The sequence below is a fragment of the Streptomyces sp. NPDC007264 genome (assembly GCF_042869095.1).
Classification (GTDB): domain Bacteria; phylum Actinomycetota; class Actinomycetes; order Streptomycetales; family Streptomycetaceae; genus Streptomyces.
In genome coordinates this window covers 1-22185 of the sequence record NZ_JBIAFD010000012.1, presented here as the reverse complement: position 1 = coordinate 22185, position 22185 = coordinate 1, and the positions used below count along the sequence as shown (strand labels likewise).

Annotated in this window: 20 protein-coding genes; 3 read left to right on the top strand and 17 right to left on the bottom strand. The window is 71.7% G+C overall.

The annotated features are described in order from the left end of the window. Nucleotides 1–102: 102 nt before the first annotated feature. The 9 genes from ACFYMU_RS21300 to ACFYMU_RS21260 form a co-directional block, all read right to left on the bottom strand. A complete protein-coding gene (locus ACFYMU_RS21300) occupies nucleotides 103–1065 on the bottom strand; it encodes an electron transfer flavoprotein subunit alpha/FixB family protein (protein ID WP_388375246.1) in 963 nt (320 codons plus the stop codon). 54 nt (nucleotides 1066–1119) lie between these two features. After that, the gene (locus ACFYMU_RS21295; protein ID WP_388375244.1) at nucleotides 1120–1905 is read right to left on the bottom strand and encodes an electron transfer flavoprotein subunit beta/FixA family protein; all 786 of its coding nucleotides are present in this window, start codon (nucleotides 1903–1905) and stop codon (nucleotides 1120–1122) included. A 78-nt stretch (nucleotides 1906–1983) separates the two neighbouring features. Beyond that, nucleotides 1984–2916, bottom strand: a complete 933-nt coding sequence (locus tag ACFYMU_RS21290) for a phosphotriesterase (protein ID WP_388375241.1) — start codon at nucleotides 2914–2916, stop codon at nucleotides 1984–1986. Nucleotides 2917–3266: 350 nt separating this feature from the next. After that, on the bottom strand, nucleotides 3267–4382 hold the full coding sequence (locus ACFYMU_RS21285; RefSeq protein WP_388375239.1) for an acyl-CoA dehydrogenase family protein: 1116 nt from the start codon (nucleotides 4380–4382) through the stop codon (nucleotides 3267–3269). Between the two features lie 42 nt (nucleotides 4383–4424). Then, the gene (locus ACFYMU_RS21280; RefSeq protein ID WP_388375237.1) at nucleotides 4425–5537 is read right to left on the bottom strand and encodes an acyl-CoA dehydrogenase family protein; all 1113 of its coding nucleotides are present in this window, start codon (nucleotides 5535–5537) and stop codon (nucleotides 4425–4427) included. Beyond that, entirely contained in the window at nucleotides 5534–6391 is an 858-nt protein-coding gene (locus ACFYMU_RS21275) for a VOC family protein (RefSeq protein WP_388375234.1), read from the bottom strand. The genes ACFYMU_RS21280 and ACFYMU_RS21275 overlap by 4 nt, the downstream gene beginning before the upstream one ends. Further along, a complete protein-coding gene (locus ACFYMU_RS21270; RefSeq protein WP_388375231.1) occupies nucleotides 6388–7449 on the bottom strand; it encodes an acyl-CoA dehydrogenase family protein in 1062 nt (353 codons plus the stop codon). The genes ACFYMU_RS21275 and ACFYMU_RS21270 overlap by 4 nt, the downstream gene beginning before the upstream one ends. Next, on the bottom strand, nucleotides 7449–8600 hold the full coding sequence (locus ACFYMU_RS21265) for an acyl-CoA dehydrogenase family protein (protein WP_388375228.1): 1152 nt from the start codon (nucleotides 8598–8600) through the stop codon (nucleotides 7449–7451). Before ACFYMU_RS21265 ends, ACFYMU_RS21270 begins: the two co-directional genes overlap by 1 nt. Before the next feature lies 1 nt (nucleotide 8601). Further along, nucleotides 8602–9459, bottom strand: a complete 858-nt coding sequence (locus tag ACFYMU_RS21260; RefSeq protein WP_388375226.1) for an enoyl-CoA hydratase — start codon at nucleotides 9457–9459, stop codon at nucleotides 8602–8604. Between the two features lie 132 nt (nucleotides 9460–9591). Between ACFYMU_RS21260 and ACFYMU_RS21255 the strand changes: the two genes are divergently transcribed. After that, the gene (locus ACFYMU_RS21255; RefSeq protein WP_388375224.1) at nucleotides 9592–11175 is read left to right on the top strand and encodes a class I adenylate-forming enzyme family protein; all 1584 of its coding nucleotides are present in this window, start codon (nucleotides 9592–9594) and stop codon (nucleotides 11173–11175) included. A gap of 29 nt (nucleotides 11176–11204) precedes the next feature. Here ACFYMU_RS21255 and ACFYMU_RS21250 read toward each other — a convergent pair whose 3' ends face one another. From ACFYMU_RS21250 to ACFYMU_RS21220, 7 genes are all read right to left on the bottom strand, one after another. Further along, the gene (locus ACFYMU_RS21250) at nucleotides 11205–11885 is read right to left on the bottom strand and encodes a GntR family transcriptional regulator (protein ID WP_388375221.1); all 681 of its coding nucleotides are present in this window, start codon (nucleotides 11883–11885) and stop codon (nucleotides 11205–11207) included. Nucleotides 11886–12146: 261 nt separating this feature from the next. Further along, on the bottom strand, nucleotides 12147–12983 hold the full coding sequence (locus ACFYMU_RS21245) for an enoyl-CoA hydratase-related protein (protein WP_388375218.1): 837 nt from the start codon (nucleotides 12981–12983) through the stop codon (nucleotides 12147–12149). A gap of 95 nt (nucleotides 12984–13078) precedes the next feature. Further along, complete coding sequence (locus tag ACFYMU_RS21240) at nucleotides 13079–13849, bottom strand: SDR family NAD(P)-dependent oxidoreductase (RefSeq protein ID WP_388375215.1); 771 nt, start codon at nucleotides 13847–13849, stop codon at nucleotides 13079–13081. 29 nt (nucleotides 13850–13878) lie between these two features. Then, nucleotides 13879–15051, bottom strand: a complete 1173-nt coding sequence (locus ACFYMU_RS21235; protein ID WP_388375213.1) for a thiolase family protein — start codon at nucleotides 15049–15051, stop codon at nucleotides 13879–13881. 47 nt (nucleotides 15052–15098) lie between these two features. After that, nucleotides 15099–16646, bottom strand: coding sequence for an AMP-binding protein (locus ACFYMU_RS21230; RefSeq protein ID WP_388375210.1), 1548 nt, complete (start codon nucleotides 16644–16646; stop codon nucleotides 15099–15101). Next, a complete protein-coding gene (locus ACFYMU_RS21225) occupies nucleotides 16643–17386 on the bottom strand; it encodes a hypothetical protein (RefSeq protein WP_388375207.1) in 744 nt (247 codons plus the stop codon). Before ACFYMU_RS21225 ends, ACFYMU_RS21230 begins: the two co-directional genes overlap by 4 nt. Then, nucleotides 17383–18741, bottom strand: a complete 1359-nt coding sequence (locus ACFYMU_RS21220) for a phenylacetate--CoA ligase family protein (RefSeq protein ID WP_388375205.1) — start codon at nucleotides 18739–18741, stop codon at nucleotides 17383–17385. The genes ACFYMU_RS21225 and ACFYMU_RS21220 overlap by 4 nt, the downstream gene beginning before the upstream one ends. A 555-nt stretch (nucleotides 18742–19296) precedes the next feature. Here ACFYMU_RS21220 and mftR point away from each other — a divergent pair. Then, entirely contained in the window at nucleotides 19297–19968 is a 672-nt protein-coding gene (gene mftR, locus ACFYMU_RS21215; protein WP_388375202.1) for a mycofactocin system transcriptional regulator, read from the top strand. 135 nt (nucleotides 19969–20103) lie between these two features. Here the strand turns inward: mftR and mftG are convergent, their stop codons facing one another. Beyond that, entirely contained in the window at nucleotides 20104–21651 is a 1548-nt protein-coding gene (mftG, locus tag ACFYMU_RS21210; protein ID WP_388375199.1) for a mycofactocin system GMC family oxidoreductase MftG, read from the bottom strand. A 309-nt stretch (nucleotides 21652–21960) separates the two neighbouring features. Here mftG and mftA point away from each other — a divergent pair, with 309 nt between their 5' ends. Next, on the top strand, nucleotides 21961–22095 hold the full coding sequence (gene mftA, locus ACFYMU_RS21205; RefSeq protein WP_388375196.1) for a mycofactocin precursor MftA: 135 nt from the start codon (nucleotides 21961–21963) through the stop codon (nucleotides 22093–22095). Nucleotides 22096–22185: the final 90 nt, after the last annotated feature.

Below are 22185 nucleotides of genomic sequence, written 5' to 3'. Positions count from 1 at the left end.
GGCACCGCCCCGGCACCGCGTTGCGGCCGGGCGGGCGACACGACACGTGCCGGGTCGGCGGCCGGAACCCCGGATGCGAGGGCCCCGACGGTCCTGGAGCGGTCAGCCCTTGCGGGCCTTGATCTCCTCGGTGAGCTGCGGGACGACGTCGAAGAGGTCACCGACGACGCCGTAGTCGACGAGGTCGAAGATCGGCGCCTCGGCGTCCTTGTTGACCGCCACGATCGTCTTGGACGTCTGCATGCCGGCCCGGTGCTGGATGGCGCCGGAGATGCCGTTGGCGATGTACAACTGCGGCGAGACGGACTTGCCGGTCTGGCCGACCTGGTTGGTGTGCGGGTACCAACCCGCGTCCACAGCGGCACGGGACGCACCCACCGCCGCGCCCAGGGAGTCGGCCAGCGCCTCGATCAGCCGGAAGTCCTCCGCACCGCCCACACCCCGGCCGCCGGAGACGACGATCGCGGCCTCGGTCAGCTCCGGACGCCCGGTCGACTCCCGCGGCGTACGGCCGGTCACCCTCGTCCCCGTCGCCTGCGCCGAGAAGGACACCTCCAGCAACTCCACCGCGCCCGCGGCGGGGGCGGCCTCCACCGCCGCGCTGTTGGGCTTGACCGTGATGACCGGAGTGCCCTTGGAGACGCGGGACTTGGTGGTGAACGACGCGGCGAACGCCGACTGCGTGGCCACCGGCCCCTCGTCGCCGGCCTCCAGGTCGACGGCGTCGGTGATGACGCCCGAGCCGATGCGCAGCGCCAGGCGGGCGGCGATCTCCTTGCCCTCCGCGGAGGACGGGACGAGAACGGCGGTCGGGGACACCCGCGCGACCGCCTCCTGGAGGGCGTCCACCTTGGGCACGACCAGGTAGTCGGCGTACTCGGGCGCCTCGTCGACCAGGGCCCGCGTAGCGCCGTGCTCGGCGAGCACGGGCACGGCCCCGGCGGCGCCGGAGCCCAGAGCCAGCGCGACCGGCTCACCGATACGACGGGCCAGGGTCAGCAGCTCCAGAGTGGGCTTGCGGACGGCACCGTCCACGTGGTCGACATAGACGAGAACTTCAGCCATGGGATGGATCTCCTTGCGGATGACGAATCTGAGGAACGGTCAGGCCGATGAGCCCTAGATGAACTTCTGGCTCGCGAGGAACTCAGCGAGCTGCCTGCCGCCCTCGCCCTCGTCCTTGACGATCGTGCCCGCGGAACGCGCCGGCCGCTGAGCCACGGACTCCACCACGCTCCAGGCACCCTCGAGACCGACCTCCTCCGCCTCCAGACCGAGGTCGGACAGATCCCAGGACTCCACCGGCTTCTTCTTCGCCGCCATGATGCCCTTGAAGGACGGATACCGCGCCTCACCCGACTGGTCGGTCACCGACACCACCGCCGGAAGCCGCGCCTCCAGCCGCTCGGAGGCCGCATCACCGTCGCGGCGGCCCTTGACCACACCGTCCTCGACAGAAACCTCCGACAGCAGCGTCACCTGCGGCACACCCAGACGCTCCGCCAGCAACGCCGGCACCACACCCATCGTGCCGTCCGTCGACGCCATCCCCGACACCACCAGGTCGTAACCGGCCTTCTCGATCGCCTTGGCCAGCACCAGCGAGGTACCGATCGCGTCCGTCCCGTGCAGGTCCTCGTCCTCCACATGGACCGCCTTGTCCGCACCCATCGACAACGCCTTGCGCAGCGCGTCCCTGGCATCCTCCGGACCCACCGTCAAAACAGTGACCTCGGCGTCGTCGGCACTCTCCGCGATCCGCAGCGCCTGCTCGACCGCATACTCGTCCAGCTCGGAGAGCAGCCCGTCCACATCGTCACGATCGACGGTCAGGTCATCGGCGAAATGCCGGTCGCCCGTGGCGTCGGGCACATACTTCACAGTGACAACGATCCTCAAGCTCATGGTGACTCCTCTGTCTTCGTCTCTTCCGGGCGCATCCGGGACGGCCGTGCCGCTCCCCGCGGCATCGGCCGTCGGGGCTCAGTCGCCGCAGAGCAGCCTGCGCGGCGTGCGGCGGAAGATCTGCTCCTCCTCCTCGGCGGTCAGGCCCATCTCGCGCAGCCGCGGCAGGAAATCGTCGAAGAGGTAGGTCATGGGCGCCGGCGCGCCCTTGAGGTACGGCGACTCCTTGCCGAGCCACACGGCCACCGAGTCCATGGAGATGACCAGCCGGTCGACGTGCCCGGAGCGGACCATGCCGATCGCCAGTCCGGCACGCAGCTCGTCGGGAAGGAAGACGGTCAGGCCCACCCGGTCGAAGCCGATCGTGGCACCCTGCTTGATCAACTTGAGCAGGTACGCCGGCGTGGAATGCCGGTGGTCGACGTGACCGATCAGTACCCGGCCGGGATCGGCGCCGCCTTCCTTCAGGAGTTCGAGCTGATGGTCGCCCCCCGACCCGCTGGTGTGGGTGATGACGGCGACACCGGTCTCCTTCTGGGCCCGCCCGGCAGCGCGGACCGCCGACTCCCAGACTCCGTGCCAGTTTCCGGCGGGCGTACCGACCTTGATCACTCCGGCCCGTACTCCGCTGTCGCCGATGCCTTCCACGATCTCGGAGACGAACCTCTCGGTGAGGGCGTCCTCGGTGCCCGTCTCCAGCCAGTCGGGCTCGTGGTCGACCCCGCAGTGGAACCCCGTCGCGACGATGATGTTCACTCCCGTGCGTTCGGAGACCTCGCGCAGCAGCACCGGGTCACGGCCGATCTCCGGCGTGCAGGGGTCGACGAAGGTACCGACGCCGCGCTGCTTGACGGCCTCGACGACCGCGATCGCCGTCGGCTCGATCGAGTCCCGCTGGGCCGCCTGCGCGACGGGGTCGGACGTGCCGCCGCCGGTCAGGTGCTCGTGCATCAGGACGGTTCCCAGGTCCTCGCCCTCGACGGGCCCGAGGACGCTCATGACGTGACTCATGTCGTGTTCTTCTCCGGTGTAGATGTTCGCGGCCCCTGCTTCCTGGTGGCCGCGGTCTTGTCGACAGCAGCGTCGGCGACGCCGTGCGGGGCACAGGTCCGCGCCTGCGCGTCGTTCAGGCCGCCGGCTCGGCGCGCGGCGGACCGGTGGTGGTCGGACCGTCCTCCGCCGGGTGACGCGGCCCGGCCGGCACAGAGACCTCCGTCGGGGGCGGCGGCGGGATCAAGCAGCCGCTGCCCCGGCCCGACTGCTTCGGGGGCGTCGGCCGGCGGGAGTCCGCCGGGTTCCCGGTGATGCGGATCCTCCGGCGGGTTCGGGTGCCCGCACGGGCGGCGCCGGAAATACTGCGGTCATGCCGATGCGGCCAGTCCGAGATCGACGGCCAGCCGAGCGCGGTGGTGGACCGCGTCCCCGAACAGCTCGGCGTCGCATCGCAGGCGTCTGAGGTAGAGGTGAGCCGGCTGCTCCCAGGCGAACCCCATACCACCATGCACCTGAACGCACGCCTCGGCGGCCTCGGGGCAGTGGGCGCTGGTGTACGCCTTGGCGACGCGGGCCAGCCGCGAGGCGTCCTGGTCCTGCGACGCGAGGGCCGCGCACGCCGCTCTGGCGATCGCGCCAGCTCCCTCGGCGGTGCGGTACATGTCGACGCAGAGCCTCTGCACGGCCTGGGTCGATCCGATCCTGACCCCGAACTGCGTGCGTACCGAGGCGTGGTCGACGGCCAGGCGGGTGGCCTGCCGCGCCGCTCCGGCCATCTCCGCGGCGAGCGCGGCGTGGGCCAGGTCGCGCAGCGCCTCGGTGTGGGGTGCGAAGTCGGGATGCAGCACCCGGGCCGGAGCGTCGGTCAGTACGACGTCGGCACAGGATCTGGTCAGGTCGAGCAACGCGACCGCGGACCGCGCGACCTGCGGTGCGTCGAGGTCGACCGCGAGGAGGGCCTGACGGCCGTCGACCTGCGCGACCACGAGGAGCAGATCGGCCAGGTCGGCGTCGAGCACCGGCCCCACATGCCCCGAGACGGCCCGGCCGCCCTCGGTCCCCGATACGGTGACGGCCGCAAGCGCCGTATCTCCGTCGGGCCGGGCGGAGAACGCGACGGCCGCCAGGAGATCGCCGGCCGCCATCGCGGCCAGTCGGCTCTCGGCCTCCGCCGAACCCTCGCACGCCAGGAGCGCCGTGGCTGCGAGCACCCCCGACACGAGGAAGGGGGAACGGCACTGTGCCGCGCCGAGTTCTTCCAGGACCACGGCCGCGACGGTCAGGTCGCCGCCCTGGCCGCCCAGCCGCTCGGGTACGAGCAGGCCCGCGGCCCCCAGCTGGTCCGACATCCGCTTCCAGAGCTCTCGCGTCCCGGCAGCCGCCCAGGCGGTGTCGGAGTGCGCGAGGTCCGTCGGTGCCGCTCCGCTCAGGAACGACCGGACCGCGACGGCGTACTCGTCGAGCTCATCGGTGAGATCGGTCATGGGCAAAGCCGCCCTTTCTGCTTGCCCCGGCGGGCCGGCCGCTCATCGCGGGAGCCCCAGCACGCGCTGGGCCACCACGGTGGTCAGGATCTCGGTGGTGCCCCCGGCGATGGTGGCCGCCCGCTCGGTGAGGTACCGGTGCGCCCGCGGGTTGCCGGTCCCTGCGACGCCGTCCAGTCCGGCGAGGGTGATGGCCGTGTCGGCCAGGCGCTGCGACAGCAGACTCCACTCGATCTTGATGATGGACTGCTCCGGCCCCGGCCGGCCCGTGGTCCTGATCGACTCCAGCGAGCGGCGGCCGAGTGCGCCCAGGACCCGGCTCTCGACGTAGCGCTTGACGAGTTCGTCGGCTCTGACGGCGTCGAGCGGCTGCCGTCCGGGGCCGGGGCGCCACGCCCGGATCACCTCCTCGACCTCGCGTTCCAGCTGGGAGGCGTAGTTGACCAGTCCGGCCCGTTCATGGCCGAGGGTGGTCATCGTGACGTTCCAGCCCTGGTTCAGCGGTCCGAGCAGGGCGTCGCGCGGCACTCGGACGCCGCTGAAGTAGATCTCGGCGAACTCGGCTTCGCCGTTGATCTGGCGGATCGGCCGGCGTTCGACGCCTTCGGCGGTCAGCGGTACCAGGAGCACCGAGATGCCCTGGTGCTTCCCGACCGTCCGGTCGGTGCGGACCAGCAGTTGGATGTGGTCGGCGCGCATCCCGTGCGAGGTCCAGATCTTCTGGCCGTCGATCACGAACTCGTCGCCGTGGAGCTCCGCCCGGGTCTGCAGCGCGGCCAGGTCGGAGCCCGCGTCGGGTTCGCTGAAGCCCTGGCACCAGATCTCCGTGCCGTCCAGGATCTTCGGCAGGTGCGCCTGCTGGGCGGCGTTGCCCCACTGCACCAGGGTGGGCCCGACGTTGAGCACGCCGAAGACGCCCGCGATCCCGGGAGCGCCGGACGCGGCCAGCACCTCGGCGCATTCGAGCGACGTCGCCACGTCGAGCCCGCGTCCGCCGTGTTCCACGGGCCAGCTCGGCGCGACCCACCGCTCGGTGTTCAACAGTCGCTGCCAGGCCAGCTTCGCCTCGAAACCGGTGTCGTCACCCCAGCGGGAGCGGTGCTGGGGAAGGGCGCGCCGCAGGAAGGCGGCGAGCTCGTCGGCGGGCGTGGTCATGCTTCCCCTCGCTTGACGAAGGTCAGGACCTCCACCAGTACGTCGTCGGTGTCGAACCACAGCGCCGCGTGGGCGGTGAGGGATCCGAACTCGAAGAACTCGGGAGGGCTGACGGGTCGGCCGCCCAGGTCCATGGCGCGCCGGTAGGACGCCTCGACCTCCTTGTCGAAGAAGGCCAGCCGGCGGAACCCGACGGTGTCGGCACGGCGCTGCGGTGCCGCACCCGTGCGGCGGTCGTCGAACATGCGCACCGTGATGGTGAAGGCGGCACCGGCTGCCGGTACGTCGAGATCCACCGAGCGGTACGGCGCTCCGGCGCCGTCCCTGACCTCGGTGACCGGACCCGCGGTCAGCCCGAGCCCTTCGGCGTAGGACCGGACCGACGCGTCGAGGTCGACGACGTCGACGACGGCTCCGGCCAGGAGCACCCGGTCACCGGCTCGTACCCGTACCCAGCCCCCTTCCGGGCTGCGCACCAGCAGCTGCGAAGGGTCCTCGGCGGGGAGCACCAGGTGGCCCGCCTGCTCGGCCCGCCGGCGAACGGCCGCCGGGTCCGGCACGGTGACCACGAGTTCGGCGATGCCGGCCAGTCGTTCGCCCTCGGCGACGGCGGGGTCGCACGGGGTGTCGGGGAGGCGCCACTCGATCAGTTCGATCGACGCCTCGGCCCTGCCCGGGGACAGCACCGCCACCCGGTTGGAGTGCGGCGGCTTCAGCCCGACAAGGGCGCCGGTGTCCTGGCGCTCGGGGAACACCTTGGCCACCGGCAGTCCGATGACGTCGGCGTAGAACGGCAGCGACGCGTCCCGGTCGGCGCAGTTGACGTTGACGTGGGAGAAGCCGGTGACGGTCATGCCGGCACCTCCGTCCCGCGCTCGGCCGCTGTGCCGCCGGGGATCGGGACGCCGCCTCGGGAGAGCAGGGTTCGGCGGAGGGTGGCGCGGTGGACCGCTTCGTTGCCCCACTGGGCGCCGAGGGTCATCGCGCGCTTGAACCAGTGCTGGAGGTCGTACTCCCAGGTGTAGCCGATCGCGCCGTGCAGCTGCAGGCCGACCCGGCCGGCCGCCGTGGCGGCATGGGCGGCGGCCGCCTTGGCGTGCGCCACGGTGCGGGTCGCCGTGCCGACTCCGTTCTCCAGCTCCCAGGCCGCGGCGTCGACGACCGGCGCCGCGAAGGTGGCGAGGAGCGCGGCGTCGACCAGGGCGTGCTGGACGGCCTGGTACCCGCCGATCACACGGCCGAACTGCTCGCGCTGGGCGACGTAGTCGCGGGTGAGGTCGATGAGTTTGGCGGTCACCCCGTTCAGGGCGGCCGCGGTGGCCAGTGCCCCGGCGTTCCGGGCCACGGCGCGCGGGTCGGCGGCCGCCGGGGCCTCGAAGACGGTGGACAGGCCGGAGCGCTCGCGCAGCCGGTGGCACGGCAGCGCGGTGTCGAGCGTGGGGAGGGGGACGAAGGCGTGGCCCGGGGTGACCGCCACCACGCGGTCCTTCTCGGGCACCAGCACCAGGTCGAGCGACGAGGCGTCCGCGACGAGTCCCGATTCGTCGACCACACCGACCGTGACCGAGCCTTCGCCGATCTTCTCCAGCAGGTCGGCGGCCTCGGTGCCACCGGCGGCGCGCAGCACGGCGGGCGCCACGCAGACCGTGTCCACGAAGGGACCGGGGACGGCGGCGCGGCCGATCTCGCGGAGCAGCCCGGCCGCCGCGTTCCACCCGAGGCCCAGGCCACCGCTCGTCTCGGGCACGAGCGTGCCGAACAGCCCTTGCTCCGCCAGGGTCGACCACAGTCCTTCGCGCAGCTGCGCGAAGGACTCGGTCTCCCGCAGGTGGTCGACGGAGAACTCGCGCGCCAGCACCTGGGCCACCGCGTCCGCCATCTCCCGATGGTCGGGGTCGGGGTAGAAGTCCATCAGTAGCTCCTCGGCAGTCCGTGCGCGCGCTGCGCCAACAGGTTTCGTTGGATTTCGTTGGTCCCGCCCCAGATCGTCCCTGGAAGCGCGGTGACGTAGGCCTCCAGCCACCTGCTCAGACGCTGGTCCGAGGCCGGGGTGGAGGTGGCGTGGAGGATGTCGAGCGCGAGCCCGCTGAGCTTGGTGTCCAGCTCGGACCAGAACAGCTTGTCATAGCTGGATTCCACGCCCAGGGACTCTCCGTGCAGGACCCGTGCCGTGCTCGACAGGACCCGGTAGCGGAAGGCCTGTGCGTCCTGCCAGCACTGGACGGCCCGGTCGGCCAGGTCGGGGTAGGAGGCCGCGAACTCCGCGTCGACGAGTTCGAGCAGCCGGTCGGCCGCGCTGACGAAGCGGCCCGGGCTGCGCAGGGCGAAGCCCCGCTCGGACCCGGTCGTGGCCATGGCGACCCGCCAGCCCTCCCCCACCGCGCCGAGCACCTGGTCGGCGGGCACGAAGACGTCCTCGAACCGGATCTCGCCGAAGCTGGCGTGCCCGTCCATACGGCGGATCGGCGTGACGGTGATGCCGGCGGACGACAGCGGGAAGAGCAGGTAGGTCAGGCCCTTGTGGCGCTGTCCCGGTTCTCCGGTGCGGAACAGTCCGAAGCCCCAGTCCGCGGACGGCGAGTGAGAGCTCCAGATCTTGTGCCCGTTGAGCCGGAATCCGCCGGGCACCGCCTCGGCCCGCGAGGTCAGGGAGGCCAGGTCGCTGCCGGACTGGGGCTCGGACCATGCCTGCGCCCAGATCACCTCGCCCTTGGCCATCGGCAGCAGGATGTCCTTCTTCTGCTGCTCGGTGCCGTACTCCATCACGGTGGGCGCGAGCAGCGAGATCCCGTTCTGGGACAGCCTGTAGGGGCCGCCCAGCTTGTGGTAGGCGTCCTCGAAGAGCAGCCACTCCATGATGGTGGCTTCCCGCCCGCCGTACTCCTTCGGCCAGGTCAGCACGGACCATCCGGCCTCGTGGAGCCGGCGGTCCCAGGCCCGGCTGCACGCCACCGCCTCGGCGTCTCCCGGGGGCGCGTAGCTTCCCTGCGGGATGTTCTCGGACAGCCACGCATGGGCTTCCTCGTAGAAGCTCCGCTCGGCACCGGTCAGATTCAGGTCCATCTCAGCTGTCCTTCGCCGCCGCAGTCATCGAGGCGCGCACCTTGGCGGGGATTCCCGCCGGGTCCATCGGCTCGCCGAACATCAGCATGTTGTGGGTGTGAGCCAGCTGGTGCAGCCCGAAGGCGGTCTGCATGGCGTTCCACTGGCCCTGCGCGTCCACCGCCGCGTTGATCGCCTGCTTCACCAGTTTCACCGCGAGCTGCGGCTTGCTCGCGATCTTCTCGGCCAGTCGCTGGGTGAAGGCCTCCAGTTCATCGGCCGGGACCACGTGGTTCACCATGCCGGCTGCCTCGGCCTGCCGGGCCGTCCACGACTCCGCGGTCATCAGGAGTTCCTTGGCCTTGCGCGGGCCCAGCTCCCAGGGGTGGGCCAGCCACTCCACGCCACCGACGCCGAAGTCGACCACCGGGTCGAGGAAGAACGCGTCCTCCGCCGCGACGATCAGGTCGCAGACCCAGGCGAGCATGAGGCCGCCGCCGATGCACTTGCCCTGCACCGCGGCGATGGTCGGCTTGGCGAAGTCCCGCCAGCGCTTGCACATGTCGAAGTAGATCTCGTGCTCCCGGGCCAGCCTGCCCTCGGCGCCCGGCGCCTCCCAGCCGGCCCAGGTGCTGACGCAGTGCCCGGGCTCGTCGTACCGTGCGGGGTCGCTGATGTCGTGGCCCGCGGAGAAGTGAGGCCCGTCGGCGGCAAGCACCACGACCTTGACCTCCCGGTCCTGAGCTGCGCGGTCGAACGCCTCGTTGAGCTCGTAGGTCATCGGGACGCTCTGGGCGTTCCTCTTCCGGACGCGGTCCATGACGATCCAGGCGACGCCGCCCCTGACCTCGTAACGGACTGTCCGATCCGGCCTTTCCATCCCAACTCCTCCTCCATGTTACATGCAACATGCAATCTAGCAGGAGGGAGAGGTTCCGTCACCTCCCCACATCCCTCCAGCTGCCACGCCATACGCCCATGCGCAAGGAAGATGCTGTGCTACTTTTCCAGCATGCTACATGTAACTCGGCCTCAGTTGCCCTCCGATTCGGCGTGGGCGGATCTGCTGCCGTCCGCGACAGCGAGCGACCTGCTGCGCGCCGCGGTCACGCGCGCGCCCGGAAAGCTCGCGGTGGTCGACGACCGGCAAGCGGTCACCTATGCGGAGCTCGCAGCCATGGTGCGGAGCTGGGTGGCCCTGCTCCGCACCCGCGGTGTGGCGCCGGGTGACACGGTGGCCTGGCAGCTCCCCAACTGCGTGGAAGCCGTGGCGCTGTTCTTCGCGACGCGGGAGATCGGGGCCGTCACCGTGCCGGTGGTCCCCATCTTCCGGCGCTCCGAGGTGTCCTTCATCTGCGCCCAGACCAAGGCGCGCGTCCTGGTCGTGCCGCGGGACACCGGTGAGGGATTCGCCTTCGAGGCGATGGCCGACGAGGTGGCCGCCTCCCTGGACCGCCCGGACGCCGTCCTCCCGGTGTCCGTCGGTGACCGGGCGGCGGTGCACGCCGCCGGATCCGGGAACCCGCCGCACCGGCCGGCGCGCCGGGACGAGATCGCCGCGGTGGTGTACACCTCGGGAACGGAGTCACGCCCGAAGGGCGCGCTGCACTCCGAGGCCGCGCTGCTCTACGAGGCCGCGTCCATGCGGGAGGTCCTCGGCCTCACCCCGGACGACGTCTTCTTCATGCCGTCGCCGCTCTCCCACATCACCGGACTGCTCAACGGTGTCGTCACCCCGCTCACCATGGGGTGCACGGTCGTGCTGCAGACGCGCTGGCGCGCCGAGGCCGCCGTGGAGCTGATCGAGCGGTTCGGGTGCACCTACTCGGTGCTGGCCACACCCTTCCTCCAGCAGATGTTCGCGCTGCCCGACGCGCGGCACCGGCTCCGCAGCTTCCGCATGGTCCGGTGCGGCGGCGCCGACATACCGGCGACCCTGATGCGGGCGGCCGCCGAAGTGGGTGTGAAGGTGCTGCGCGTCTACGGGCTGTCGGAGGTACCGACCGTCACCTGCACCCGGCCGGACGACACCGACGCCGGCGCGGCGGCAAGCGACGGATCCCCCCTGCCGCACATCGCCCTGCGGATCGTCGACGACAACGGCGCCGACGTGCCGGCAGGGGTGTCAGGGCACGTACTCGCGGCCGGCCCGGAGATGTTCCTCGGCTATGCGGACCCGTCCCTCAACGAGGGGTCCTTCACGCCCGACGGACTCTTCCGCACCGGAGACCTCGGCGCGTTCGACGAGGCCGGACGCCTGCGCATCACCGGCCGGGCCAAGGACATCATCGTCCGGGGCGGGGAGAACATCAGCGCCCTGGAGGTCGAGGAGGTCCTGCGGGAGCACCCCGGTATCGCGGACGTGGCGGTCGTCGGCGTACCCGACCCCGTGATGGGTCAGCGCGCCTGCGCCTTCGTCGTCTCCAGGGGCCCGCGGATCGACAGCGCCGCACTGCGGGACTTCGTCGTGTCCGCGGGCCTGGCGATACAGAAGGCGCCGGAACACCTCGTCCTCACGGACGAGCTGCCCCGGACGGCGGCGGGCAAGGTGATCAAGACCGCCCTGCGTGACCGGTTCGTACCGCCGCGGGGCTGACTCCGGCAGCCCCGGTGCCGCTCACGCGGCTATTCACCGTGGTGCTCGTAGAAGTCCAGAATGGCACGGACGTGGACCCGCGCGGCCTTCTCGGCGCGGCGCCCGTCGCCCGACAGAATCCCGTCCATGATCGCCCGGTGTGCCTCGACCACATGGTCGAGGGCACCCTCTTCCGCGGACATCTTGGCCGTCAGCAGCGTGACCTGCGACCGGAGGCGGGCGAGCTCCTCGGTGATCCTGCGGTTCCTCGAACCGGCGATGAACACCTCGTGGAAACGGCGGTCGTGTTCGAGGTGTCCGGAGACGTCCGAGGCCGCGACCGAGTTCGCGTGGGCGTCGAAGGCCGCGCGGAGGTCGTCCTTCTCGGCGTCGCTCATGCGCTGGGCGGCAAGTCGGGCCGCCATGCCCTCGAGGCCCTCACGGTACTCGAAGAGTTCCACGAGATCGGCGGGCTTGCCGGACAGCACCACCGCTCCGCGGCGCGGTGTGACGGACACCAGGCCCTCGGCCTGCAGCAGGAACAGGGCCTCACGCGCGGGGGTCCGGCTCACCTGCAGCTGCCGGGAGAGCTCCGGGACGCTCAGCCGCGACCCCGGCGCCAGCTTTCCGGCGAGGATGGCGTCACGGATCGTCGTGGCGACCCGATCGTGGAGCCGCTCCCCACCGTTGATCGGGGGCAAGCCAAGCGCCGGCTCGGTCGACTCGCTCAATGCCACACCTTCTCATTCGTCGGCTTGTCAAGATGTTACATAAAAAATGTTCTGCCATGGACACGGAGCCCGCCGCCGCAATCCTTCCAGAACGGGGTCCGCCGCGGGCGGCGACCGCGGCCCCCTCGCCGCCGACGTCACGGCGCCCAGGGTCGTGGAGCAGCACCCGTAGCCGCCCGCACCTCCCCCTGCGGGCAACCGGGCGGGAGAGATACGGGCGGCAAGGAGGGGCGAGCCGGAACTCGGTCGGTCCCGAGCAGATCACCGGCCCACGAAGACCGGGGGCCGCTTCTCCGCGAACGCTCGCGGCCCTTCCGCGGCGTCCTCGCTCAGCATCACCGCGGCCACCTCGCGCCCGGTCCTTTCCCAGTGCTCGCGGTCCGCGGGCCGGTCGCTGCCCTCGATGCCCAGGGCGATCCGCTTGGCCGCCCGGACGGCGAGCGGCGCGTTGCGGGCGATCCGGCCGGCGAGCGCCTGCGCCGCCGTGAGGGTCTCGCGGTCCGCGACGACTTCGTTGACCAGGCCCATCGCCTGTGCTCGGCCGGAGGTGATCGGCTCACCGGTCATCAGCATCTGCAGCGCGACCCGGCCAGGAAGCTGCTGGACGAGGCGGAAAGCACCGCCGGCGCCGGCGACCATGCCCCGCTGCACCTCGGGCAGGCCGAACACCGCCGACTCTCCCGCCACGATCAGGTCGCAGGCGAGCGCGATCTCGGCGCCCCCGCCGAGCGCCGCGCCGTTGACCGCGGCGATCACCGGCACGCTCACCACCTGACCGACCAGGCCGGCCAGCCCCCATGTCTGCCACGGCTCACCAGCCGGGATGACGTCCTCGCCCGCCGCGAGGGCCTTCAGGTCGGCTCCCGCGGAGAACGCCGCGTCCCCGGCGCCCGTCAGTACGACCGCGCGCACGTCGTTCGACGCGTCTGCGGCGGCGAGCGCCGTGCCCACGCCCCGGCACACGGCCTGGTTGATCGCGTTGCGCTGCCGGGGGCGGTTGATCGTGACAGTCAGTACGTGGCCGTCGAGGGACGTGCACACCTGCCCGTCGGAGACGGCGGCGACGGAGGCGATGTCGAAGGTCGTCGGATCAGGCATTGCGTGGTGGCTTCCTTCTGGTTCAAGCGTCGAACGGGCAGGGCGGGGCGGGCGATCCGCGATTCCGTGATCCGGGCGGAGCATGTCGGCCACGGCTATTTGACGCCGAACCTCTGCGCACCGTCGATGCGGATCACCTCACCGTTGAGGTAGTCGTTCTCCGCGATCGCCACCGCGAGGCGGGCGTACTCGTCGGTGCGCCCCATCCTGCGCGGGTTGGGGACGGCGGGTCCGAAGCGGGCCTCGGCCTCCTCCTCGGTCATGCCGTAGGCCGGGGTGAAGAAAGTGCCCGGCGCGATGCACATGACCCGGATGCCCAGCGGGGCCAGGTCGCGCGCGGCGGTCAGATTGAGGCCGATGACACCGCCCTTGGCGGCCGCGTAGTCGGACTGGCCCGCCTGCCCCTCGTACCCCGCGATGCTGGCGGTGGTGATCACGACCCCTCGTTGCCCCGACTCCAGCGGCTCGTTCCTCGCCATCGACTCGGCGGCCAGGCTGAGGACGCGGTACGTACCGGTGAGGAACACGCTCACGGTGCGCTCGAACGCGCCGGCGGGGCAGGCGGCACCGGCGCGGTCGACGATCCGCCGCCCCGCCACGGGCCCGCCGTGGACGACCACCGCGACGCGGAGCGGTCCGAGGTCCTCCGCCGCCGCGATCACCGCCCGCACGGAGTCGTCATCGGTGACGTCGGTGCGCACGAAACGCACCGCGTCGCCGAGTTCGTCGGCCAGTGCCTCGCCCTTGGCCTCGTCGAGATCGGCGACCACGACACGGGCTCCCCGCTCCACCAGCCGGGTGACCGTGGCCGAGCCGAAGCCGCCACCGCCTCCGGTGACCAGCGCGACAGAACCGCTCAGTTCCATGGAATGTGTCTCTTTCCGGATTGTGGGGGTCAGACGGCTTCGATGACGACGGCGCCGGCCTGGCCGCCGCCGGCGCACATCGCCGCCACGGCGATCCCGGAGCCGGCACGCCGCAGGTGGTGGGTCAGCGTCGTCAGCATGCGCGCTCCGGAGGCCCCGACGGGGTGGCCGAGGCTGCATCCGCTTCCGTAGGGGTTGACCTTCTCCTCATCGAGGCCGAGCACGCGGCAGGCGGCGACGGGGACCGAGGCGAACGCCTCGTTGATCTCCCAGACCGCCACGTCCCGGGCCGTGATCCCCGCCCTGGCCAGGACCCGCGGGATCACCTCCACCGCCGCCATCCCGGTCCGGCCCGGGTCGGTTCCCGCGCTTGCCCACGCGCGGATCACCGCAAGCGGTTCGAGGCCGTGCTCGGCGGCGAAGGCGTCACTGACCACGGTCAGGGCGGCCGCCGCGTCGTTGACGCCGCTGGCGTTGCCCGCGGTGATGGAGAAGTCCGCGATCTCCGGATGCAGTGGCTTCAGGCCGGCGAGACCGGCCAGATCGGTGTCTCGGCGCGGATGCTCGTCGGAGGCGAACTCGACGACCGATCCGTCCGCGCGGGTCACCTTCAGCGGGGCGATCTCGTCGGCGAACACCCCCGCGTCGATCGCCCGCACCGCCCGCCGGTGGGAGCGGAGCGCCCACTCGTCCATCTCCCGGCGGGTGATACCCACCTCGACGGCGGTACTCCACCCCACGGACAGGGACACGTCGTCGGTCGCGTGCTCGGTGTACGGGAAGGTCGGCGGCATCCGGTACGGGTCCAGATCCGAATCCGGCAGTACCGGCCAGGTCAGCTTCGGCGCGGTCGAGGACGACTGCACGCCCCCGGCAACGACCGCCCGGTCCATACCGGACCGAATGCCGGCCGCGGCCGCGGCGACGGCCGACAGGCCGCCGGCACAGTGCCGGTTCACCGCCATCCCGGGAGCCGACCGCAGCCCCGCGGCCACCGCGGCGTAACGGGCCAGGTCGCCCCCTCCGTAGAGCGCCTCGGCCAGGATCACGTCGTCGACCAGTTCCGGGGCCACACCCGCGCGGCGTACGGCTTCCCGCACCACGTGCGTGGCCAGCCGCTCACCCGACGTGGCCGCCAGGGTCCCCTTGCGCGCGGTACCGATCGGGGTGCGTACGGCGCTGACGATCACGGCATCAGGCATTGGGACTCTCCCCAGGAGATGGGACGGGGTCGGTGGGGAACGCGGCGTCAGTCACGTGGGACGCCGTTGGACGCGGGACCGGCGAGTGAGGACGGGTACCCGCCGCCACCGTAGAGCCGGTCCAGTTCGCGGTAGTCGGTGGCGCCGTCGGCCTTGGGCAGCGACTCGGCGAACTCGACGTGCCGCGGCCGCTTGAAGGGCGCGATGTGGGCCAGGCAGTGCCTGTCCACGGCCTCGGCGTCGACCCCGCTGTCCGGAGCGGCGACGATCACGGCCTTGACCGCCTGCATCAGGCGCGGGTCGGGCACACCGATGATGGCCACGTCCTGGACGCCGTGCAGACCGCGGATACAGCTCTCGACCTCGGCCGGGTAGATGTTCTCGTTGCCCGACTTGATCATCTGGCGCTTGGGCCCTATGAAGGTGATCGAACCGTCCTCCTCGCGGCGGCCGAGATCGCCGGTGAGACGGAAGCCGCGAGCGGTCCTCTGCTCCGCTCCACGGTAGCCGCTCATGACCACCGGGCCGCGGACCGCGATCTCGCCGACCTCGCCGACTCCCGCCTCACCTCCCTCGATGTCGATGATCCTCACCTGGGCCAGCGGTGAACTGCGGCCACCACGCCCTCGGGGATCCGGGCCCATCGCGGCGAAGGTGACCAGGCCGCTGGTCTCGGTCTGGCCGTAGCCGCCCCAGGCGCGCGCGAACGGACTCGTGTCCTGCCGGGCGTGGTCGAACCAGCCGTCAGGACCGATCGCCGAGCGCAGGCTCGACAGGTCGTAGCGCCGGTCGGCGTTCACCTCGAGGATCTGGGTCTGGGTCAGTCCGAAGAGATAGGCGAGCGTGCACCTCTCCCGCTCGACGAGCCGGCAGATCTCCTCCGCGTCGACGCGCCGCACGAACACGTTCACGCCGCCGAACAGCAGGACGGGCAGCATCTCCATGTAGATGCCCATGTGGAACAACGGGCCCGACACCAGGAAAACGTCCTCGTGCGTGACCTCCCGCACATAGGCGTTGACCAGGGCCTGCAGGATGAGGTTCTCGCTGGTCAGCAGGGCGGCGCGCGGCTTGCCCTCGAAGGCCGCGGTGAAGATGCCCAGCAGGGGCGCCGCAGGACTGATCGCAGCCTCGGCGTCGACCGGTGAGCCGGCCTCCACCAGCGCCTCGTAGGCCCTGCCGCTGTCCTGATCGTGGCAGAACCAGTTGTCCCTGGTGGCGAGCCGGTCGCGAACGGCCTGGGTCGCCTCGTGGATCTCTTCGAGCTGGTAGAAGACCACGGCGGGGTCCAGGTCGAGCTCGATCGCGGTCAGTTCGGCCGCGCTCAGCCGCCAGTTCACCGGGTAGAGCACGGCCCCGAGCTTCGACGCCGCCACGAGCAGTTCCAGGACGCGGACGCTGTTCTGTCCCAGCCAGAGGATCGCGTCCCCCTCGCGCACACCCAGGTCGGCCAGTGCGTTGGCCAGTCGGGTCGTACGGCGGTCCAGCTCGGGGTAGTCGCTGCGGCGCTCGCCGTCGACAGTGGCGAGTCGGTGCGGGAAGCGCCTGCCGTGCTCCCGGACGACATCCGCCAGGGTCAGCCAGGAAGTCGTCACCTGCTGCCTCCTTCTTCCCGTTCCGGACCGGGCGTCTCCACGAGCCGCAGACCCGCTCGGCCGCACCGGCACGGCTCGGACACCAGCGCGCCGCGGATGTCGGTGCGCACCGCGGCCTCGCGCGCGTTCCTGGTGTCGGCCGGCGCGACCGTGACGCGGCCGTCCGGGTCGGCCGTGTAGGCCCACACGGAGGTGTCGAGGTGGAGTCCGTCGTGCTCGTCGCACTCCATCGCGACGGTCGGCCCGACGAACTCCATCCGCCGTGTGCGGACACCCAGGTCCGTCAGCCGTTCGACCGCGCTCGCCCTGGCGACCACGACGGTCCCGGAGGAGAGCAGCGAGGTCAGCTCGACCTCGAGGTTGTCCAGGATCTCCGCGCCCAGGCCGATCACGGCGGCCACCGGCAGATGCTCCAGGTAGACCGCGAGGCGGTTGGCGTCGAACGGCGTGGCCTCCGTGTGGCAGGCCACCAGGCCCATGGCCTGTGCCGCTCTTTCGAGGGCGGCGAACTGCACGACCTCGCAGAAGCGCGAGACGAAGCAGACCACGTTCCCGGCGCTGAGGCCGAGGCCTGCCAGCACCTCGGTGGCGGCCGGGATCGCCGCGGTGGCGGTCCGCTCGCTGAGCGGGAACCACTCGGCCTTGTCGTCGGCCCAGACCCGGCCGACGATCGAGTAGCCCGACCCGACCGTCTGGACGGTCTTGGCGACGGGTTCGTTCTCGAATACTGACGTGCTCATGCGTGGACAACCCTCGGGATCTTGTGCGGCGGACCGAGTCTCAGCAGGCGCTCATCGGGCACGACCTCGACGGCGCAGGGAACTCCCAGCTCAGCGGTGATGCGACGCTCGATCTCCGCGGCGACGGCGGGGAACCGCTCCTCGGGCCCGCTCGACCCAACCCTCAGGTTCAGCTCGTCCATGGTGGGTGAGGCGCGCACGATCTGGAACAGGCCGCGCTCGGTGTCCCGGCACGCTTCGACGGCTCCCCAGACCGAGATCGGCAGGATGTGCCTGCCCGCGACGACGACGCCGTCCTTCGCACGCCCCATCGGCTTGACGCGGACGTGGGTCCGGCCGCAGCGACAGGTCCCGCGGTCGACGGTGGCGATGTCGCCGGTGCGGAAGCGCACCAGGGCCGTGGCCGGGTCCGAGATGGAGGTGACCACCATCTCACCGTGGGTGGCGTCCTCCGGGAGGAGCTCCCCGGTCGCCGGGTCCAGCAGTTCCAGCAGGGCGAGGTCCTCCCACAGGTGCATGCCCTGGTGCTCGGAGCACTCCATGGTCGGGCAGATGTCCCCGACGCTCGACATCTCGAAGAGCTCGACACCCCAGGACTCGACCAGGGACCTCGTGCGGTCGCTGAGCGGTTCGCCCCCGAAGACCGCGCTGCGGCAGCTGGCGAACACGGTCCGCGGATCCAGTGCCTGCGAGCGGCAGTACTCGTCGATGCCGTTGATCAGGGGAGCGCTGAGCAGGAAGAGCCCGGTCGCCTGGAAGCGCTGCACGGCCTCGACGATCGACGGCACCTCCAGCGGGCTGTGGTCGACGTAGATCGGGACGCACCCGAAGTCGAGGGAGCCGTCGGCGAAGTGCCCGCCGCGGAAGACGAACAGCGGGCGTACGACGTGCTCGCCGGGCCGGACACCGATCATCCACATGTCGCGCGCCTGCCCCCAGCGCGTCGGGTTCTGGTCCAGGTAGGGCAGCGGCGTGGGACGGCCGGTGGTCCCCGACGTCGTCCCGACGACCGTCAGCTCTTCCGCGGGCCTGGTCAGGAGGCCGCCGAACGGATCCTGCCGGCGGTGCCGGTAGCTGCGGATGTCGTCCTGGTCCATCACCGGGACGAGGGTGCGGTAATCGTCGATCGAAGTGATGTCGGCGGGTGTGACGCCCGCCGCCTGCCACTTCTCACGGACGAGGCCCGACATCTCGTAGACACGGGACACCATGTCTGCGATCCGGCGTTCCTGGAACCGCCGGAGCTCTTGTCTCGGCAGCGTCTCGATGGATTCGTCCCAGAACGGGCTGCCGGAGTCGGGGACCACGTCCGCACCTCCGGTGGCGCCGTTCGCAGGGGCCTGTAGGGAACTCACAGGCAGAGACCTCCTCATTGAGTCTCGAATAGACTGCACATTACATGCAACATCCAGAGTGGACAACGCATCATCCGGGAGCCTCGCCCCCGACCGACCCCGGCTCGGCACCGGGAAGACCGGCGGATCACCAGAACCGGCTCTCCCGGCCTTGCCCCGCGGGTCGGGTTCCGCGACATCCGGGCGATCCGCGTCAGGTGCTGCGGGCATGCGAGACGGTTGCGGCTCCGCAGGGTCCCGGGCGCCTTCGCCGGACCGCGGCAGCGCTGCCGCTCGCCCTCGTGTCCAGTGTGCAACTTCGGCTCCGTCCCTGCCTGCGGCCGTCCCGGACCACCTCGCTCGCGCATATTACACACAACATGTAAGTCTGCCCTGCCCTGTGTCGGTGCGGTGCCGGTACCGCGCGCTCCGCACTCCGGATCGAGCACCCCCGGCAGGCGTCGATCGCCCCGTCGAACCCCGGGCCACCGCCCGGTTCGACCGCAGGGGCGGTACCCGTAAGGTGGTGACACCGAGGTGGGGCGGAAGGAACGCCGTCGACGAAGTGGGGGATCCGTGGACCAGGCCACCAGGACAGCGGAACCCGCACCCTCCGGCGATGACAGCCCGCGTTCCCCCGGGCGAGGCGGACGCCCCCGGTCCACCTCCCGGAGCGACCTGGAGCGGATCGGCTTCCAGCTCTTCGCACGCCAGGGCTTCGACGAGACCACCGTGGACGACATCGCGGCGGCGGCGGGCATCGGCCGACGGACCTTCTTCCGGTACTTCTCCTCCAAGAACGATCTGGTGTGGGGCGACTTCGAGGAGCATCTCGCTGAGCTGCGCGCCCTGCTGGAGGCAGCGGATCGAGACGCCTCCGTGATGGACGCGCTGCGGGAGGCCGTCGTCGCGTTCAACCGCTTCGATCCGGCGGTCGTGCCGTGGCACCGGCAGCGCATGGAACTGATCCTCAGCGTGCCGACGCTCCAGGCGGACGCCGCCGTGCGCTACACGGCCTGGCGGACCATCGTCACGGACTTCGTCGCGGAACGTTCCGGACGCGCCCCCGACGATCTGTTGCCGCGTCTGGTCGGTTACACCGCGCTGGCGGCGGCGATGACCGCCTACGAACACTGGCTGGCCGACGACAGCCAGTCCCTGACCCTGCTGATCGACTCGACCTTCCGGCGACTCGCCCAGGGGCTGATCCCGGACGGTCCGGTCCCGCCGGGCCAGGAAAGCCGCTGACCGCGCGCCCTCCCCTCGACGGTCCGGCTGCGGACACGGGTGTCCGCACGCAGTGGACGCCCCCGACAGCGCCCTGCGGGCGGACGACCCTGCTCTCGAACCACGCCCCGGGGAGCCCCCAGGGCTCCCCACGCCCTAGGCGAGGTCGCGCCGCATCGCGTCGGCGACGAGCTCGCCGATCTGGACGGCGGTGGCGGCCGGACCGCGCAGCGGGGCGTCGGGCAGGATCGAGGTGTCGGCGACCCGGAGCGCCGCGATGCCGTGGACTCGGCCGTACTGGTCGACGGCGGCCCCGCGCGGGTCGTCGTCGGGTCCCATCGGGACGGTGCCGCAGGTGTGCTGGGCCGTGCCCAGGTTCTCCCACAGCCACCGGTCGAGCGCCCCGTCGTCGTCCAGGACGTCCGGCGCCGGCCCGGCCGGCCCCACCCGGCCCAGCTCGCGCAGCGGGGCGGCGCCGAGGACGGCCGTCGCGGAGCGGACGGCCGCGCGCAGTCGGGCCCTGTCGTCGGGGCTCCGCAGCAGGCCGAGGTCGATCAGGGGCGGTCGGCGGGGATCGGCGGACGTGGCGCGCAGCCGTCCGGCACGGCCGGGTGCCTGTGCGGCCACCATGAACGGGAGCGGCTCGCCGGGAACCCGGTCCCGGCCGCCGGTCAGTCCGGCCATGGGGACCAGGGACTGCAGCACCTCGATGTCGCCCGGCCCGTCCGCCGCGCCGGACTTCCCCACGCCGGAGGCGACGTGGAGGCAGGCGCCGAGCCAGGTGTCGCCGGGCGGCGGAAGGTCGGGCACGGGGGTCCAGTCGAGGACGACCTGCGGGTGGTCGCTGACGGCCGCGCCCACCGCGGGGGCGTCACGCAGCGCCGGGACGCCGATCCGCTCCAGGTCGGCGCGTGGGCCGATGCCGGAGAGGAGCAGCAGATGGGCGGAGGCGATGGCGCCTGCGCTCAGGACGACCTCGCCGGCGCGGACCGCCGTGCCGTCGGCGAGGAGCACGCCGGTGGCCCGGTGGCGCTCGACCACGACCCGCACGACGACGGCGTTCCCGCGGACCTCGAGGTTGGGGCGCGACCGGGCCTCGGGCGTCAGGTAGTTCAGGGCGGTGTTGCGGCGGACGCCGTCCACGCAGTCGGTCGGCACGGGGCCGATACCGGGCGGGGCGTCCCAGTCGTTCTTGTCGGGGTCGTCCCGATGGCCGGTGGTGCGCGCGGCGGCGCGGAACGCTGCGGCGGCCGGATGGCCCCAGCCGGTGCGGCGGATCGCCGTGGGACCGCGGTCGCCGTGGACGGGACCGGCGCCGAGGTCGAGGTCGCGCTCGAGCGCGCGCAGCAGTGGCAGGACGCGGTCGTGGGCCCAGGCGGGACAGCCGTCCGCGGCCCAGCGGTCGAAGTCCTGGCGGCGGGCGCGGATGAAGTAGCCGCCGTTCACCGTCGTGGAGCCGCCGAGGATCCGGCCCCGGACCACGGCCCAGGGGCGGTCGGGGGTGAGGTGGACCGGGTAGCGGCAGGTGCCGGGCCCGTCGGGGCGGGCGCCGGGAACGCGACGGGCGTCCAGCAGCTCGGGGCCGAAGTCGGCGGCGGTGGCCGGAACCGGTCCGGCCTCCAGGAGCAGGACGGCACGGTCGGGGTCCTCGCTGAGCCGGGCGGCGAGGACGGCCCCGGCCGCTCCTCCCCCGACGACGAGCACATCGGGGGGACGCTCGAGGGCTGGGGCAGGGCGGCTCGGACGCGGGAGCGGTGGGCTCACCGGAGCGTCCGTGTCCAGGACGACGGGTGCATCTCCCTCATGCGCAGTTGATCGAAGCGGAAGTCCGGCGGGAACGCAACTCGGCATGACCGGCCACCGGCGACCCGGGGGTTTCTTTTGGCACACTGTGCCGATACTCTGCGAGCAGTCGGCCGGCCCCGGACCAGATCCGCAGCCCCTTGCCGCCTGCCTCCCCACCCACCTCACTCTCCGGTGGATCACGCCGGAGCTCTCCCCATGGAGGGCCGCATGCCCGAACAGAAGAATCCGCCCACCGACCCCGCCGGGAACGCCGTGGCCGCGGAGACGGCCACCGAGGAACTGATCGAGGCCGACGCCCTGATCGAGGAGGTCTCGATCGACGGCATGTGCGGCGTCTACTAGGTCCTGTCTGGAGTTCGGATCAGGAGTTCGGTAGATCGCCTGCGCGCGGGGGCTCGTTCTTGATAGGCCGTCAGTCATGGCGCGAGGCGA

What these genes read in the sequence shown, in the direction of transcription:
- ACFYMU_RS21285 (WP_388375239.1), bottom strand. Translation starts at nt 4,382, where the DNA reads ATGACCGATCTCACCGATGAGCTCGACGAGTACGCCGTCGCGGTCCGG.
- ACFYMU_RS21260 (WP_388375226.1), bottom strand. Translation starts at nt 9,459, where the DNA reads ATGGAAAGGCCGGATCGGACAGTCCGTTACGAGGTCAGGGGCGGCGTC.
- ACFYMU_RS21255 (WP_388375224.1), top strand. Translation starts at nt 9,592, where the DNA reads ATGCTACATGTAACTCGGCCTCAGTTGCCCTCCGATTCGGCGTGGGCG.
- ACFYMU_RS21290 (WP_388375241.1), bottom strand. Translation starts at nt 2,916, where the DNA reads ATGAGTCACGTCATGAGCGTCCTCGGGCCCGTCGAGGGCGAGGACCTG.
- ACFYMU_RS21235 (WP_388375213.1), bottom strand. Translation starts at nt 15,051, where the DNA reads ATGCCTGATGCCGTGATCGTCAGCGCCGTACGCACCCCGATCGGTACC.
- ACFYMU_RS21270 (WP_388375231.1), bottom strand. Translation starts at nt 7,449, where the DNA reads ATGGACTTCTACCCCGACCCCGACCATCGGGAGATGGCGGACGCGGTG.
- ACFYMU_RS21295 (WP_388375244.1), bottom strand. Translation starts at nt 1,905, where the DNA reads ATGAGCTTGAGGATCGTTGTCACTGTGAAGTATGTGCCCGACGCCACG.
- ACFYMU_RS21265 (WP_388375228.1), bottom strand. Translation starts at nt 8,600, where the DNA reads ATGGACCTGAATCTGACCGGTGCCGAGCGGAGCTTCTACGAGGAAGCC.
- ACFYMU_RS21240 (WP_388375215.1), bottom strand. Translation starts at nt 13,849, where the DNA reads ATGGAACTGAGCGGTTCTGTCGCGCTGGTCACCGGAGGCGGTGGCGGC.
- ACFYMU_RS21225 (WP_388375207.1), bottom strand. Translation starts at nt 17,386, where the DNA reads ATGAGCACGTCAGTATTCGAGAACGAACCCGTCGCCAAGACCGTCCAG.
- ACFYMU_RS21300 (WP_388375246.1), bottom strand. Translation starts at nt 1,065, where the DNA reads ATGGCTGAAGTTCTCGTCTATGTCGACCACGTGGACGGTGCCGTCCGC.
- ACFYMU_RS21245 (WP_388375218.1), bottom strand. Translation starts at nt 12,983, where the DNA reads ATGCCTGATCCGACGACCTTCGACATCGCCTCCGTCGCCGCCGTCTCC.
- mftA (WP_388375196.1), top strand. Translation starts at nt 21,961, where the DNA reads ATGCCCGAACAGAAGAATCCGCCCACCGACCCCGCCGGGAACGCCGTG.
- ACFYMU_RS21280 (WP_388375237.1), bottom strand. Translation starts at nt 5,537, where the DNA reads ATGACCACGCCCGCCGACGAGCTCGCCGCCTTCCTGCGGCGCGCCCTT.
- ACFYMU_RS21275 (WP_388375234.1), bottom strand. Translation starts at nt 6,391, where the DNA reads ATGACCGTCACCGGCTTCTCCCACGTCAACGTCAACTGCGCCGACCGG.